General features: G+C 45.2%; 14 protein-coding genes. 4 read left to right on the top strand and 10 right to left on the bottom strand.

Annotation, left to right across the window (positions count from 1 at the left end; translation table 11 throughout):
- Nucleotides 1–71: 71 nt before the first annotated feature.
- The 3 genes from AC58QG_RS31570 to AC58QG_RS31560 form a co-directional block, all read right to left on the bottom strand.
- Nucleotides 72–4499 (bottom strand): OmpL47-type beta-barrel domain-containing protein, encoded by a 4428-nt coding sequence (locus AC58QG_RS31570; protein ID WP_497365997.1) that lies wholly within the window; start codon nt 4497–4499, stop codon nt 72–74.
- Nucleotides 4500–4877: 378 nt separating this feature from the next.
- A complete protein-coding gene (locus tag AC58QG_RS31565) occupies nt 4878–5801 on the bottom strand; it encodes a Gfo/Idh/MocA family protein (protein ID WP_497365996.1) in 924 nt (307 codons plus the stop codon).
- 1 nt (nt 5802) lies between these two features.
- Complete coding sequence (locus tag AC58QG_RS31560; RefSeq protein WP_497365995.1) at nt 5803–7080, bottom strand: MFS transporter; 1278 nt, start codon at nt 7078–7080, stop codon at nt 5803–5805.
- A gap of 129 nt (nt 7081–7209) precedes the next feature.
- Here AC58QG_RS31560 and AC58QG_RS31555 point away from each other — a divergent pair, with 129 nt between their 5' ends.
- Nucleotides 7210–7764 (top strand): hypothetical protein, encoded by a 555-nt coding sequence (locus AC58QG_RS31555; RefSeq protein WP_497365994.1) that lies wholly within the window; start codon nt 7210–7212, stop codon nt 7762–7764.
- Nucleotides 7765–7874: 110 nt separating this feature from the next.
- Here the strand turns inward: AC58QG_RS31555 and AC58QG_RS31550 are convergent, their stop codons facing one another.
- The 5 genes from AC58QG_RS31550 to sigI all read right to left on the bottom strand — a co-directional run bounded on the left by AC58QG_RS31550 (nt 7875) and on the right by sigI (nt 13029).
- Entirely contained in the window at nt 7875–9383 is a 1509-nt protein-coding gene (locus AC58QG_RS31550; RefSeq protein WP_497365993.1) for a leucyl aminopeptidase, read from the bottom strand.
- Between the two features lie 209 nt (nt 9384–9592).
- Nucleotides 9593–10606 (bottom strand): aldo/keto reductase, encoded by a 1014-nt coding sequence (locus tag AC58QG_RS31545; RefSeq protein WP_497365992.1) that lies wholly within the window; start codon nt 10604–10606, stop codon nt 9593–9595.
- A gap of 25 nt (nt 10607–10631) precedes the next feature.
- The gene (locus AC58QG_RS31540; RefSeq protein WP_497365991.1) at nt 10632–10754 is read right to left on the bottom strand and encodes a hypothetical protein; all 123 of its coding nucleotides are present in this window, start codon (nt 10752–10754) and stop codon (nt 10632–10634) included.
- 63 nt (nt 10755–10817) lie between these two features.
- Nucleotides 10818–12221: an anti-sigma factor domain-containing protein gene (locus tag AC58QG_RS31535; protein ID WP_497365990.1), complete on the bottom strand. Its 1404-nt coding sequence runs from the start codon at nt 12219–12221 to the stop codon at nt 10818–10820.
- A 19-nt stretch (nt 12222–12240) separates the two neighbouring features.
- Complete coding sequence (gene sigI, locus AC58QG_RS31530) at nt 12241–13029, bottom strand: RNA polymerase sigma factor SigI (protein WP_497365989.1); 789 nt, start codon at nt 13027–13029, stop codon at nt 12241–12243.
- 311 nt (nt 13030–13340) lie between these two features.
- Between sigI and AC58QG_RS31525 the strand changes: the two genes are divergently transcribed.
- Nucleotides 13341–13982, top strand: coding sequence for a helix-turn-helix domain-containing protein (locus AC58QG_RS31525; protein ID WP_497365988.1), 642 nt, complete (start codon nt 13341–13343; stop codon nt 13980–13982).
- Here the strand turns inward: AC58QG_RS31525 and AC58QG_RS31520 are convergent.
- Complete coding sequence (locus AC58QG_RS31520) at nt 13953–14582, bottom strand: hypothetical protein (protein WP_497365987.1); 630 nt, start codon at nt 14580–14582, stop codon at nt 13953–13955. The two genes, AC58QG_RS31525 and AC58QG_RS31520, sit on opposite strands and share 30 nt — an antisense overlap.
- Before the next feature lie 186 nt (nt 14583–14768).
- On the opposite strand from AC58QG_RS31520, the gene AC58QG_RS31515 reads away from it, so the two are divergent.
- Complete coding sequence (locus AC58QG_RS31515; protein WP_497365986.1) at nt 14769–15542, top strand: LytR/AlgR family response regulator transcription factor; 774 nt, start codon at nt 14769–14771, stop codon at nt 15540–15542.
- Nucleotides 15543–15614: 72 nt separating this feature from the next.
- Here the strand turns inward: AC58QG_RS31515 and AC58QG_RS31510 are convergent, their stop codons facing one another.
- Nucleotides 15615–16037 (bottom strand): hypothetical protein, encoded by a 423-nt coding sequence (locus tag AC58QG_RS31510; RefSeq protein ID WP_497365985.1) that lies wholly within the window; start codon nt 16035–16037, stop codon nt 15615–15617.
- 192 nt (nt 16038–16229) lie between these two features.
- Between AC58QG_RS31510 and AC58QG_RS31505 the strand changes: the two genes are divergently transcribed.
- A complete protein-coding gene (locus AC58QG_RS31505) occupies nt 16230–16442 on the top strand; it encodes a KTSC domain-containing protein (RefSeq protein ID WP_056609144.1) in 213 nt (70 codons plus the stop codon).
- Nucleotides 16443–16587: the final 145 nt, after the last annotated feature.

Below are 16587 nucleotides of genomic sequence, written 5' to 3'. Positions count from 1 at the left end.
TAAAAAACACCGTTTCATGTTGGCATTCAGCCAGCTGAAACGGTGTTTTTGCTTAAGATAACAACAAGAATTTACTCACCTGACCATAGCTTGATCAATGCATTCGCGTCTCCAAGAAAGATAGCTTTAACGTCGCTGTTATCAATATCTTTTCCGATAGCTGCTTTATTCAGGTGTTTCACAAAATCCTCCATATGCTTGGCTGCCTGATCTGGTCGGTTCATATCCAGCTTATGCTGCACTTGCTTAAGGGCATTGCTCAACTGAGATGTTAATGAATTGCTTAGAGAAGCATTATAACGATCAAGCAACTGATTCATGGATGCTACACTGGTCGTTACATGGATTTGGAGATTCTGTTGCAGTTGATTACCAGCTTTATCCCTCGCGGTAATGGTCACATCATAGCTGCCAACCTTTCCAACGAAATCAATAACCACACTCGGTCCCTTTGTCAGATCAACCGCATATACAGAACCACTAACGCTGATCTGAGCAGATGCTAGACCTGATAAATTATCGGATACTTGAAAGGTTAGAGGCAGATTGTCATCAAAAGAGCCTCCATCCTTTAACTCATTGCCATTGATAATAAGCTTAGAGCTAGGAAGTGTTACATCCACATTGATCGTCTGTTGTTTCACTTCTTCCACATTGCCTGCCCGATCCACGGAGTGGTACTGGATTGTATAAGTACCGTCTTGGGGTAGTGTAATCGCCCCTGAATACAACTTCCAATCTACCGCATCCCCTAATGTGTATTCTGTTTTAGCTACGCCAGAAGAATCATCGGTAGCATTCAGCGATACGACATTCGTCGTGTGCCAGCCATTCGTAACCGCACCTGCCATAGCAAATTCGGTAACGGGCTTCGTTTGATCTAAAAGGATAGAGACTGAATCTGACATTGCCGATTCGACAGTTACACTGCTAGACGTGACTTTATAGTAATAGCGTACAGCAGGGTCAATGCCACTGTCTGTGAAGGTCGTTACTGCTCCCTGATAGATAGGCGTATAGGAGCCATCTACACTTGTTGATCTGTACAGTGTATAACTAGTAGCTCCGATCACCTTATTCCAAGCTAATGCAGCAGAATTTGATGGTATCGAAACGATTTGAAGTCCCATCAAAGGATCGTGCATTTGCGTTTGATCAACGATCATCAGCCAGTTGATCAATGGATCCTGTGATGCGGTATTTCTCACTGTCACCGTGATCGTGCCATCCGTCACATCAACCGAATGACCATAGACCGTATTGGATATAAACGTGATGGCATTCTTTTTAACCCCATTGATATACAAGTCTGCCTTTCTGGAGGCATTATTCCATATATCGTTGAAGCCTGTGTACACCGTGTAGGAACCATTTTTCACATTGAACTTGTAGGTCAGGTCCGTCCCCGCAGGAGAATTACTAACATTTCCACCATTCAAATATCGGAGTGTTGAGAACATATCCCCACTAGCTGAACCTGCTGAATTTGAATTCGTTCCTACATAGCCCCAAGGAGCCGGATCGGCTGCATTATACGCCTGTTCAACTACGTCCTTATTCACCAGTGTATCCTGAAGGTAAGAGGTCAACAGGCTGTAGTCACTTGTCGCATAACCACTGCTATTTACAAAATAGATGGTCTTATCAGGAATTGCGTAGATTTTAAAACGCAACGCTTTATTATTAAACTGTGGAAGAACGGCCTGTAACGTGTAGACACCCGGAAGACTAAATGTGTTCGGCGTTATGGACTGTGAATTGACTGACCACGTAACCGCTGTTGTCGTTGCAACGGCAGCTCCACTTGGCGTAACTTCAATCTGATTAGGTAAAACCAAATCTGTCCCCGTCGCAATGACCTCAGGTAATTTCAACTTGGTGTCCATTTTCCCCATACTGTTTAGTAAATCTGTGGTCCAGCTGTTATACCATCTTATGGAGATATCCGTACCTTGACCAAACTCAATTGGCAGCCAAATATACTTGGCACCGCCATTTGTAGTAAACTGCCCACCATTCCAATCATCCCCCACATAGATGAATTTTCCTTTCGCAGGGTCAACCGGAATGACTGCTGTCGTTTGAGATTTAAATGCTGTCATTGGGTCAGGATCGGATGTCGATGTTCGGACAAATGGATTAACCGGTGTTGACCATGGACCAAATATCGTATCCGCAACGCTGAATTTATTTTCATTCGGAGACCATCCCGTAGCTCCCGAAGTTAACATGTAGTACTTTCCGTTGAATTTGAATATGGCTGGGGCTTCACGCTGGGTACCTGGGAATACTCTTACATAATCAACGCCGTAAACGGACTTGTAACTTGTATCCCGGACAGGTTTGCCATTCACGTCTACATTCCCATCCTTGTGCCAGCCTGCAATGTCTGAATAATCCTCCAACAGCTTGGAAATGTAAATTGTTAGGTTTTCTTCGCTGGAATAGATGAGATAGGCCGTACCATCATCATCTTTAAACAGATTCATATCGCGTGCCATACCCGGGTTGCCAGGCTGGTAATCAACCTGACCTGGTGGAGATTGATCCATTCTGTAGCTCTTTTGGTAGATAAATGGGCCCGTAGGTGAATCACTTATGGCATACCCAGCTTGCGCTTTTCCATAATTGGCATTGTTATTATAAGGGTCTTTATCGCCGTCAATATGAGCCCACATCACGTATTTATGAGTTGTATCATTATAAATAACTTTCGGTCTTTCAATAATCCGGCCCGCTCTAATATCTGCCCAGATATTTAATGTATCGGTTCTACCCGCATACAGCGTGGAAATGAACGGATCACTCGTAAAATCATCCATCGATTTGACCATCGAGAGTGCCATGCCTTCATCTTTCCAATTGTACAAATCCGTGGAAGAGTACACTCTTACTCCCGCTGAAGGCCACGCTCCTTTGTGGTACTCACCATACCAGTAGTATTTCTGTGTTTGCTGATCAAACATGATACCTGCCCCATGAGCATCAATAGGGTTACCACTGAGATCTGACCATACCGTACCAGTTGTAATGGCAGTTCTCAAGGTACCTACGCCCAACGGATCTGATAAGGCAGATGTTACCCCATCTATTACGGCAACTAGTTTATAAAAGTACCCTGTGCCTTGCGTTAAGCCAGTATTAATAAACACGGTATTCGTACCGCTGTATATCTGGCTATAAGTTCCAGTCGCGCTTGAGGATCTGCTTAATTGATACGTAACGGTTGTTCCTTGCACAACATCCCAGGTTAATGCAGCTGTGTTATCCGTGACGGAAGCTGCTTGGAAATTTCCAGGGGCATCGTAGCGATAGGTAGTAGCCTGAACAGAGGCTGCTGGTGATTCACCAATCGTGTTATACGCTGTGATTTGATACTTATATGCTGTGTTAGGATTTAACCCTGTATCTACATAGTTTAAGGCTGTCCCATCATACACCTGAGTGAACGTGTTTCCCGCATCAGAAGAACGATACACCCGATATCCGGTTGCCTTAACTGCCGCTGTCCAGCTCAAATTGATTTTCGAGGAGTTTACAGCTGTTGCAGTCTGTCCCGTAGGTGCTGCAGGTGGCGCTTGCATAGTCCGAACACTTATTTCGGTGGACCATTGCGATTCCGTCAGTCCGCCATACACAAAGGCTACTTTATAATAATACGCGGTATCAAAAAGTAACGCGGTATCCACAAAGCTGTTGGTTGTGCTATTGGATACAAAGGTATACCCGTTATTTGCCGTCGTTGAACGATAAATATTGTAGCTTGTTGCCCCGTCTACTTGCGGCCAATTCAGGGATATCGTGGAGTTGGTTTGGGTGTTGGATTGAACCACTGAAGTGTTGACAGCCGGTGCGTCTGTTACCTTCACATCATCCAAATAAATGGCTTGCCATTTATTCCGAATTCCGATTTTACCACTTGGAAATGTCGTATCCGACTCATCAAAAATTAGTTTATCAACGCCATTGTTTACGATATAGCATCGAATGGAATTGCCGACCGTAACCATTTTTAGCGTATACCATGTGTTTTTGTTCATGGGATAACTGAAGCTTCTTAACGTTGTATCTGTACCGTTAATTCTTTTGGAAAGAACCAAGGCAGTGGTCGTTTGCATTTGAAAATAATAAAAGTTTCTATAGTCCTGAACTCGCGCCAGAATACCCGGATAAGCTCCACCGGCACCTGTATAGAAACGCATGGTAACGGTAGAATTCGTCCACGTAGAATCCCCTGCGGTAATGATACCTTCCCCAGCGTCCGTCTGATTTAACATTTTATTACTCGCATCTGTGGGATCCGTATTCACTTTCCATGTTCCAGAGGTTGCTGTCCATACAGGATTGGTCGTATAATCACCATCCGAGAAATCATCCTGGAAGTAAGTCGTAGGTGCTGCTGGCGCGGCTAAAGCTTCCGATTGTTTGGTGAGATTAAGAGATGTAATGACTATCAACAGCAAAAACCATCCTAACAGTTTGTGCTTTTTATGCATCATGCTCCGTCTCCTTTTGTGGTTGAGTTGAGTGATGAGTGTTGTATCCTCCCGTACGCTGAATTTCGCAAAGCGATGTCATCACTGCTTGTTTATATGTTAGAACTAAAGCCCTCTCCTGTGTAGTCAACATTCCGTTTAACACTGAACAATACTTCATTTACAGGGTGAACAATACCTACTTATATGAACTCTATCACCTTCAGCCTACATGTAATCTTAGATTCTATCATTGGACTTTTTTGCACGCTAAAAAAATCATGAAAAAGCCCACACCTTGTCTAAACAAGATGAGGGCTTCGGGTCACGTTCAGGTTTGTTCAAGTTCAGGTCCGAGTTCAGGGGCAGGTTCGTGGTCAGACTCGAGTCCTGCCAACACTCTCACACCGACAGCTTCTCCACCAACTGATGCGAAGCCAGTACTAGATCCCCCCGAATGCCGCAAGCATTCGGATCATCCAGTGAATTCAAGAAATGCTGAACCACGCCGGCGAAGCCTCTGCGCTCCAGCACCGTATCCCAGCTGCCGAAGGTGCGCAGGCGCGGAGCAGCATTTTTATCGTAGAAGAACGCTGACTCCAAATTCGTCACCTCGACGGATCTTCCGCTGCCGTGCAGCTCCACCTTTTCCAAATCTACGCCGGCTAATCTCACCATGCTGTAGGAGCCAATTGCAGAACCGAAGCCAAGCGTACCCGATGCATGCAGCAGCTTACCGCTGTCATCCACCAGCTGATGGGAGGCTTTCACCTCATAAGAACTTTCTCCCAACCAAAGTAACGTGTCCAGCATGTGGATCAAATCGTCGTACAACGTTTCTTTGGCGCTGTGTCCTTGCAGCTTGGTGCGATGCTTTACGGCTGATGCCACATCAAAGCCTCCAGCCTCCTGCAACCATTGCTTCGCCTCCATATAAAGTGGCGCATAGCGACGGTTGAAGCCGGCTGCGAGCAATACACCTTTTCGTTCCGCGTACGAAGCCATTTCCACCGACTCTGCCCACGTATACGAAAGTGGTTTATCCACATAGACCGCTACGCCATGAGCCATGCATTTCATCGCAATATCGAAATGTGTTGATGTCGGGCTATGTACGAAAACAGCATCCAACCCAAGCGCTAATAGTTCATCCAACTGCGTCGACCCGAACGGCACCCGATACTTCGTTTTCATCCGTTCAACGGTTGCTGGCGTAGAGCTCACAATCCCTACGAGTTCCACTTGTTCATTGACGGACAGCAGCGGTAAATATACTTTTTGCGCAATATCTCCTAAGCCGATAAGGCCAATTCTCTTTTTAGACATGTTAAACGCCACTCCTTATTTGTGTTCGTAATACATAACGTCCTACCCATAAGCCAAGTATGAGCAAGATTGCACCAACTAATGTGGATACACCATATACCTGCACCCACTCAGGTTGATCCGCAATTAGGGCATAAATCTTCCCGCCTGCAACAGGTCCTAAGAAAGCCGCGAAGCCCGTGATCGCCGAGTACGTCGCAATATACATCGGACGCTCACTCTTCGGAGTATCCCCAATTGTAAAAGCGAATACCATTTGATTGAAGCCGCCTAAGCCTATGCCGAGCACAATATGAACAGCAAACAGCACAGCGACTGCTGGAATGAAGGCGATCGCTCCCCACAATAGACAGGCCAAGGCAATGATCGGCAATGACCACAATAGCAAGGTTTGAGCCGAGAATCTCGCGTTCAAATTCCCCCATACATAATAGCTGGCCATCATCACTAAAGTATGTACCACTGTTATATAGGAAACCGTCCCGTAGGAAATGTTCATCAGCTTCAACATAACGTAGGAAAAAAGAGGCACGGTCAGCCCTTGAACGAAGAGGAAGCCGGCCAAGAAAATAATCGCTTTTAGAAAAGCGCGGTCCATTAAAGGCTTCTGGATCATACCCACCGGATTCGAAGCCGTTGATGGCTCGAAAGGCGGATTGGGATACATAAAGTACGCAATGACATTGAGCACCACACATACACTAACGATCATAAAAATATAAGTGAAGCCCTGCTCACCCGGATATTTATCGAGAATCTGACCGCCTACGAAAAGAGCCAGCGAGCTTACTCCCCCCAATATGGTGTTCCGCAGTCCAAAATAACGTCCCCGAATCGGCCCAGGTACCGCATCACTAATGAGGGAGGTCCACACAATCCCCCCTGCGGCATTCCCTAGATGAGCGGCCGTGTACAGAATCATATACGTGATAACCCAGTACTCTTGCGGTAAGACAAAAGGAATAAGGCCTACACAAGCCCATAGAATTCGATGCGTAGATCCGAAAATAATGAGCATACGTTTTCGATTACGGAATTTTTGCATGATGACCGCCATCGCAATTTGTACGATATTTACGACGGTTGTGATGGCCAGAATAAAGCCAATCTCGGTTGAGCTTGCTCCCAAGTAAATCAAATAACCCGTCAGGAACGGACCACCCAACAGCTGAAAAATAATAACAGCAGGGAAGCCTTCGAATGTCGCGACGAATAAGCTTTTACGGTATGTGGACATCTTTCTCTTCGGCTTACGCGCGTTCGGATCGAATAATTTCATAGGCATAAACCTCCTTTTGTCTGTCTAGCAAGGTTAGCAGGATCTAATAGTTTACAACCTATGGGGCGCTTATGGTAAAATAGTAGTGACTACCTAATCTATCATGTCAGGCGGGATCATCGTAAACTTATGAAACCTAAACTTTTGGGTCTACTCGCAACCTTGTTGCTCTTTTTGACTTTCATTGTACTCTCTATCAAGTTTGAGTCAACTACTTATTTGTATATCGCTAGTGTTTGCCCGCTTCTAGTCGTTCCTTTTCTACCTGATATTCGCTCAAATCAATATATTAAGCCCAAAGCTAACGGCGCTATTCGCGTCATATCAATGGAGAGTAAGGACAGCGGGGACTCTGAATTTCTTGTGATCCTTTTTGAACCAGGCAATATCAAATGGAATGGCGGCAAGCTTTTCTTCAATTTGGCGGATAATAGGAAAGATGTGTATGTAAAGCCAGATCCTTTTGCGGCAACGCTTACTGTTCTGAAATACGATCTGCTTCCGCACCGCCGCAAAAAGAATTGGATCGGTATTTCCTTATCACAGCTGCAACAACGTACGGAACAACTCTCCTATACAACCAATGAAGTAAATCGTCTAATTATTCGTATTTCTGATATTCAAGAGCTGCAGCAAACCAGCATCAAACAACCTGCTTCCATGGGCCAACAGGTCGGCGCTTAACGGGCCCCCAGAAAGCATAAAATCACCCAACATTTGAGATCTCCGCCTACTCGCATTCAAGTAGGTAGGAGACGACTCAAGCGTGGGTGATTTTTTATTTTAAAAAATGACTAAGCGAGCTGCTCGCCGCACAAATACGCAGCTAACGTTCGAACCATCACACCAGTTGCCCCTTTGGGTTCAATGCCTTTGGCCGACCATAGCCAAGCTGTACCGCCGGTATCCAGATGGATCCAAGGTGTTTCTTCAGCAAAGTAACCAATGAATAGACCTGCCGTAATCGCGCCTGCCCAGCGGTCTGAGGAGGTCGCGTTTTTGATATCTGCTACATCACTCTTCAGCATCGCACGATATTCGGGGTAATTAGGTAGCTGCCAGACTTTCTCTCCTGCTGCTGATGCGGCTTGCAATAATGGCTTCAAGAACTCGTCGTCATTCGTTACAGCCCCTGTCGCAATATCTGCAAATGAGATAAGGATCGCTCCCGTTAACGTGGCAACGTCGATCAGACGGTTCGCTCCATGCGCTTTCGCGTAGGTGATTCCCTCTGCCAAAATAATACGACCCTCCGCATCGGTATTCAACACCTCCACAGAATGTCCGCTAAGCATCTTGACGATATCTCCTGGGCGGTAGGCGCTACCCGACGTCATATTCTCCGCTGCCGGAATGACCACAATAAGGTTCACCTTCGGCTTCAATTGACCAACGACGTGCAGAGCTCCTAGCAGTGTGGCGGCTCCACCCATATCACTGATCATTTCTTCCATGCCGTCGGGCTTCTTCATCGAGATGCCGCCGGTATCGAAGGTCACGCCCTTGCCGACGAGGCCCAGCACGTCGACATTGTCGGGATCACCTGTGTAACGCAAGGTGATCATGCGAGGGGGGTGGACGCTGCCCGCGCCCACCGCTGCTAGGCCGCCCATCCCGCGGGCGGTGATTTCGTGCTCATCAAGCACTTCGCAGGCGAAGCCATAGTGCTTGGCGAGTTGCATGGCTTCCATTGCGATGGAAGCCGGCACAAGCTTGTTGCCCGGGAGGTTCGTGAGATCCCGGGCATAGTTCGTGCCCTCCGCAACCGCCTCGGCGGCTGCGATCGCACTTGACAGAAGCGCTGCATCCGCAGCCGCTTCTGTCAGCAACACCGCCTGGCGCAGCTCCGCGCGCGCAGGCTCGTTCTTGCGGTACGCCGCGATGCGGTACGTACCGAGGAGCAGCCCTTCGGTCAGCGCCGTGACGGCTGACCTGGTCTCAATGCCGCTTGGCAGCTTCAGCGCCAAGCGTTCGAACTGCAGCGCGAGCATCTTGCGCGCTGCAAAGACCGCGGCTGCGCGCAGCGTATCGCGCGTGGTTGCGGGGCCGAGCCCCGCAACCAGCACGTACGCGTACGGCAGCAGCCCGTGGGTCGGCAGCGCCTCGAGCTCGCCTGAGGCGCCCGTGAATAAGCCCTTTGCGCGCATGCGCTCAAGGGCCTGGTCGAGCTGCGGCAGGCCGAGGACGCCGTCCTGACGCAGCTCTGCTTCTGTGAGGCAGACAAGAATCACGTCTGCCCCTGTGGTGTTATCTAGCAAAGAGGTGTAAACCCCCGTCGTTATGTTTGTTATTTTTGTAAACATAGGAAATTGTCCCTGCCCTCATCCGAATTTCAAGTCTCTTGCCAGCTGCACTACTAATTAACTGGAAAAACTCCAGCTATTTCTGGCATTCTATTCGTTTACTACGCAAACCCGGCAAATTAACTACATATAATCCATCTATTCCACCTAAGTGAGGAAATCTGATTAAATTAGCTGTATTTTTTCCAGTTATCCCACAACTTACACGCTTAATAAAACGAAGCGGCCTTCTGCACAACTGACTGCATCGGCAGTTGGTATGGACACTTGGCTTCGCAAAGCGGTACTACCTTACAAGGGTCATGGTCTGCACAGCTTGTTATTTTTTCCTTATGCCGCCCAAAAAATCCATCCCCCTTCGGCAGCAAGCCGAATTTCTCCCTGAACTTACTGGCGATCATCACATCAGGGATCGGTATTTCCAATGGGCATGAGCAATAATTACACCGTCTGCAATCATGTTCACCTAGCTCTAGGGCAAGCTGCTCTAACTCCCGGCGCTCCTCGGGCCCGACTTCCTTATTTTGGGCATCTAAATTCTCTTGCACTTCTTTGACGCTAACCATCCCTGAGATGGTTACATGCACATCTTGGCTATACGGATAACGGATCGCCCGATCTACGGGTTGAATGAATCCGCCTGATAAAGGCTTCATCGCTACCCGCATCAAATCCATCTCGGCTGCTTGGGGAATCAGTTCATCAAGTGCGAAGGGCTGCGCCAAATTCAGATGGAATAAAATTTGCGAGAATTGCCCTTTCGCAATCCATTTCACAAGAAGGTCTGGCCGGTGTCCAGAAATACCGATAAATCGTACTTTCCCTTCTCGTTGAGCTTCTAACGCAGCCTCGTACGCGCCACCGACTTCCATCGCTTTCTTGTATTCTGTCACATTATTCACATAGTGAATTTGCAGCAAATCAACATGATCGGTCTTCATACGCACCAAGCTTCTCTCAATTTCCGCTTTCGCAGTTGCGTAATCGCGTGCTCCCGTTTTCGTAGCCAAGAAATACTCCTGTCTCCGATGCGAGATGCACTCCCCAATAATTTCTTCACTATTCCTATAGGCAGCTGCCGTATCTATATAATTAATGCCATGATCCAAGGCATAATTAAGCGCTTCTCTTGCTTGCTCTAGTGGTACACCTGGCAGATTCATTGCGCCGAATCCTAGTGACGATACTTTATATCCTGACTTTCCAAACGTCGAATATCTCAAGCCCTATTCCCCCTTAGGTTTGCTGCTACATTAGCAGCATAACTTGCTCATCATCATGCTCTCCCGCATGAACTTCATTCTTCACTTCAATATTGTAATACAAGTCTGTTCCACTTTCCATGTTGTGCGACAGATGGATTACATGCAAAAGCACCTGAGACGATTGCCTCAGGTGCTCTTCCTTCCAAACTCAATACACATTCAGGAGACTTTATCGTCTTCCCTCATTTTGATTATTGTTATCGTCCCGATCGTTGTTTCCCCAACCCCAATTTATACCTGGGAATCTCCCGTTATTATTTGAAAACGGACTCACCGTAGGTTTACTTGAGCTTGTAGGCTTCACTGTAGGCTTTACGGTAGCCTTAGGTGTTGGGGTAGCCTTCGGCGTAGAGGTTGGTTTCTTCGTTACAGTCGGTTTCTTCCCATCATCATCGTCATCGTCCTTACGATCAGGCTTTGGGGTCGATTTACCATCATCCTTATTGTTGTTATCGTTATTGTTCTTATCATTCCCGTTGTTCTTAGCGTTGTTATTATTGCTAGTATTGTTATTATCTCTACCGTTGTTATCTCTGCCGTTATTGTCATTCTTGTTATTATTGTCTCTATCATTCTTTGATGATGACGTCGGCGTTGGTTTATTGGTTACTTTGCCCGGGGTATTACTCCCTGAGTTATTCCCTTTGCCGTTGTTATTTTTACCGTTTTTATCGTCATCTTTATTGGATGAATTGCCCGAACCGGATTTGGCAGCAATTGAAGTCTGTTGTGCGCGCTCACTTAGTTTACCTGACTTTTCGTCAGCAAGTAATCTTTGCAAAGAAGACTTATCAATCGGTTTATCTGGTTTCAAGAACGTTTGAATACCACCGTTGTCTTTCGCAAGTTGATGAATGGAAGTCGTTTTGATGTCATCCAGCGATAATTTCACACCATTATCAACGGCATTTAAATAGATCGCATATTTCCCTGCGGATACACCACTCGCTTGTGCTTCCTTCCTTACCTCTTGCGGGGCAGCAAATGCTTGCACTTCGTAATTCTTCACTCGGTCCGGATGGCTATCTTCGATATGCTTAGCTACCTGTGCTTTCAATTTCGTCGCAATGGCTTCATCACTAATCGTTGTTTTCGATTCTACAACGGTTGAGGAAATAATAATATCTCCTTCACCTTTAGCCAGTGCCCCTTGCTCAGCTTTATCAAGAATAGCAGACGTGACATCCTCCAAGGATTTACCTTCAAACACTAAGGCTTGAATCAAATCCTCACCGTCTGTATTGAGTCCATGAAGATCACGAACAATCTCTTGACTATCAATGCCAATTTCAATACTTGGATTAATATCAATCGTTACATACGCAACAACACTATTGCCTGGTACACCTCCTGATAAGGTTGAGACCAGAACGAAGCATACGACAATTGCTGCAGCTAATGCTGACACGATAGCCATTTGCGGCACCTGTAACCGACGCTTCACGGGTGCGTAGAGAATCTCTTCACCCAACTCACAGCTGCGTTTCCCTCTTGGCAGCTTATCAAACCGACCCTCCGAATTCATTACAATAATGGAGCTTTCGCTTAATTCCATTACGATCCCCTTGTTCATGCGCTGTTCTTCCTTTCATTCAACTTTCGTCATCACGAATATGTAAGTAATCCCGTAGATACGGATAAGGACCGTTAAAAATAAGTGCAATTGCAATGATGTACTTACGATTTCGTTCCAAGGTTTTCCTTGAGACCTGAACCTGCTCGAGCAGCTCTTTAATCGGCAGCTGTCGTTTCGTCAACAGAGTGCGCATAAGCTCTGAATCCTGTGCAAGTGTACGGCCAATGCCGAACAGCATCTGCCTTGAGTCGTCATGCTTCGGAGAGGCATCCGTCAACTCCGAGAAACTAATTTCAAAATCACTTAAGCAGCGATTAAAATCAATAATTTCACTTCGTCTTTCTTCTAAGCCCTTTTGCTTCTCATAGGCTTCAATCGCTTGATGAACCTCGATCGGATTCATTAAGTTATCTTCATCATCTTCCTGATCAAAAGAGCTATAAGGAATCTGTCCTTTGAAGCGTTGTTCCTTACGAATGTAATCAATTAGCCTACGCCTGATAACCGTCTCTGCGAAACCAAGGAAAGACCTTCCCATAACCGAAGAGTATTGGTTAATAGCTTCGTTAAAAGCGGCTAATGCAATACTAAATTCATCGTCCCGTGCGGGATCAATGAATCTCTTGCAAAATCTGCTCGTTACTTTAGCTACATACGGCTGATAGTCTGAAATAAATTGATTCCTTAGTCGTAGGTCTCCTGATTGGATTTGATGTATAGTGACCTCAAGTGAAGAGGCTTGCGGTTCATTTTTTCCGTGGGTCTCATTCTTACCCAGAAACTTTTTGAATAGTACCAGTAGCACCTTTCCACCTCACAGTATAGTAGTTTCGTCCTTATGTATATCAATTCGGGGGGTACATATGATGAAAATCACAAATAATTTGCTGATTCATTATAACATAGATCTCTAAATGAGCACCTACTGGCAAATAAACCCTTGGTTACGGTTTCAATTACTTTATCAATCCTTTATAATATTAAGGAAACCTCTATCGATGTCATCTCAGATGAGCGACTGCAAACAGAGGTAACTTTTATTACCAATGAGATGGACGGTTTCGAAGGTTGGAAACTTAAACTAATCTTATGAGGTAAGACAGGGGGGTGTTTCATATGGAAGCAAACAATCATTTCGGTAAGTTTCTTGAAACGTTACGAGGCAAAGCTTCATTGCGCAAAGCAGCTAACAAAAGCGGCCTATCACATGCATATATCAGGGATCTGGAGCTCGGTCGTAATCGAACGACCAATGATGTCATTAAGCCATCTCCTGAGACGTTAAGGAAGTTGGCACAAGCATATCAATATCCGTATACTGATTTACTAAAAAAGGCAGGATATCTAGAAGAAACTTCCACCTGGTCGAAACCGGCTCAAGTGAATCTAGATGACATCTGGTATGTTGAATTCGGCATTCAGACGATTCTCTACGTTTCAGAAGATGGCATGAAAGAAGAGCAGGTCGAATCTCTCGTCGCCTTTACACACTTTATTGAGACATTAACTGAACACCATTTTGTGAAATTGGATATGCATCTTTTCGTAAATCTGAACAAAATAAAAAAGTATGCCTCCTCAGAAGGCAAACTTTATTTTGATACCTATGAAAATGCACCCTTCATTATTGCCGCAGCAATACCACAGAAGAAGTATCATCAAACAATTCTTGATTATGTCGCTTATAATAATGGACACGCAGTGGAATCATTGGGTCATCGATGTCCCTCATCGCTGAAGACCCAGTTCTTTACTTAACATGACATAAATAAAGAGAATCGTAGCCATACTCAATATCTGAATGGGCATCACTGCACTGAACATATTATCCCTAAATGCATGTCGGTAGATCATTCCGATGAAAACTACGATCATGTAGAGATAAACCACAGCATTTTCTCGAGCGAACGGAATTCTTGTATAATGTGTAAGAAAAGTAAATCCTAATCTCCGTTTGTAAAGCGTATAAAGGAATATGAATTTTCCCAATACAATTAAGAATCGGGTCACCATCGTATTGGTGAAGTCATCTTTCACAACGGTATAGGCTTCTTCTTGCGAGAAATTGACGCAAACAATGACAGTCGTAGACACGAGTACAGGCATAATGTAGCCAGAGAGCGCAATGAGTAATGCGGGTACAAAACGATATTTCCAGACACACATAAGTAAAATACATATGATGCAAACCAATATTAAAGGCGAGTCAATGACCATTGTGGACATTGCGCCTGCGAGTACAGCTAGCGTTATTTGTTTCCAATATGGCTTTATTCGAATCCGAAATAGCAATAAGGAGAATAAGAGCATGGGAACAAAATGAATAATGCCTAGTATCAATTTCACCCATGTAAACAATTGCGCTTTCCCTCATTTCTATCCGACGACATCATTCTTTAAGCATCCTGATGATTCCAAATACAATTAGAAGTATACAAGATATTCGTACCTTTTCCTTCAATGTGGACTAAGTTGGCTGTTAAAGCGTACAAGATGACATAGTTCCTGCTATTCTTTTAGAAAGGATTGGAGTGAGATCAGCAAATGAAGCACGGCTTTACAGTCGCCATCGTAGAAGATAACTATTGGGTAGGTCAATTACTTGAAAGCTATTGTCAGCAATGCGGATTGCAGGTCATTTCGATCGTGTCGGACGGAGAGCAATTTCTACGAGATTACGATAAGCTGCAACCAGATATACTGCTCATGGATATTGGCCTTGAAGGTAATTTGGATGGTATAAGCGTTGTTCAAGCCTTACGCCTTTCTGGATACCAAATGAAGGTAATTATGGTTAGCGGGACCACGAATACCGAGCATATCTTGACAGCCTTCCATGAACTTGATTCTGTCTACTTTCTCTCTAAGCCTGTCATACTGCCGAAATTTCAAGCAGCGATCCGCAAAACCATTGCTGAAATTCAGCTGGAGCGAAGCCGCATATCGCTAGAACCACAGCCTACCACAGCAACATGGATTACAGTGAAAAATCAGAAATCACAGCTCCCGATTTCCGAAGACGCCATTCTCTTTGTTGAAAAGGAAGACAAGCGTCTTTCCAGAATCCATCTGGTGAATGGTGCGCAAATGGAATCCAGCTCTAATTTATCTGAGATTCTGGCTCAAAGTTCGCCTCACATGTTCAGCCCTTTCAAGGGCTATCTCGTCAATCTTCGGCATGTCGTTTCCTTCGTAAAGGAAAGCGGGTTTCCCACTTCTCGGAGATTCATAATTCATTTGAGGCATACCTCCGTCAAGATTCCCTTGAGCCGCGACCTGCAGAAGGATTTCGCTAAGCTGCTTCAGGAAGTCAAATAAACGCATCCCGTCTACATGGACGGATGCGTTTATTTTGAGCTGACATATACGACAATTCTATAATGTACACCTCTAGGAATTCTTAGAGGTCTTTTTATTTTTCAGCTTGTCGCGGCGTGCGCTAAGCATTTTCAATCGTTTCATAAGCTGATCTTCCCATTCCTGATCGGCAATGGTTTTGGCGAAGCCCAGTAAATCTAACGCCATGTCAATTTGACAGCGAACGATATCGAGCGGCTCTTCACCTTCGTGGTTTACACAATTGTCGTGCAGCAAATGATCTTTGCCATCTACGTATTCTAAAAAATCTACTTCAGCTGCTCCATCCCCATGGGCGTATTCAGCGAGAATTTCGTATTCGTTCTCCACCAAATAATGGACCTCAATATGGTGACATACCGGGCAGAAGAGAATGGGCACATTGTGAATTTGTGTACGTATGTGCTTCAAAGTACCTTTAGTTCCAATCATACTGGCTCCACAGCAAAAACTCATGGAATTCCCTCCTAATCGTCGATCCCGGATTAATTTAATATATTCGTTACAAATGTGTGAAATTCCTTTTTCATAAGAGAGCTAGCTTATGTCAAATCATTCTAAATGTGTTTGAATAAGCATAATTATAGTAATGATCGATCCATTACGTGTTTTCCGAATTCTTAAGATGAAGGGGAGAGCGGCGTGAACATGATTCCGAGTGTTTCCAGACAGATAGCCTTTGTGCAGTATGACGATCAATCCTCCAGCATGACAGTTCAGTATCATACCGGATTCAGAGCCTCCTACACCAATGTAAAACAAGATGAGTATCTCTTGATTTTCACATCGGCGAATCGATATGATTCTCTAATGAGACTTACGGAGAGTAGGTACATGGAAGAAAACATCTCGACCAAGTAAGGCATTAGATCACCTTTACCCTCGGCCAATCATGATGAGCAACCGTAAGTGGTACACAAGCAATCTCCCCCCTTTCTAACTGGGTGGAGATTTTTGGTTTATATGGCGCATATGCTACAATAAAACATAGGATTAACACAATTAC

The sequence above is a fragment of the Paenibacillus sp. J22P169 genome (genome assembly GCF_059691995.1).
Note: the sequence above shows the minus strand (reverse complement) of the source record. Positions and strands in the feature narration are given on the sequence as shown.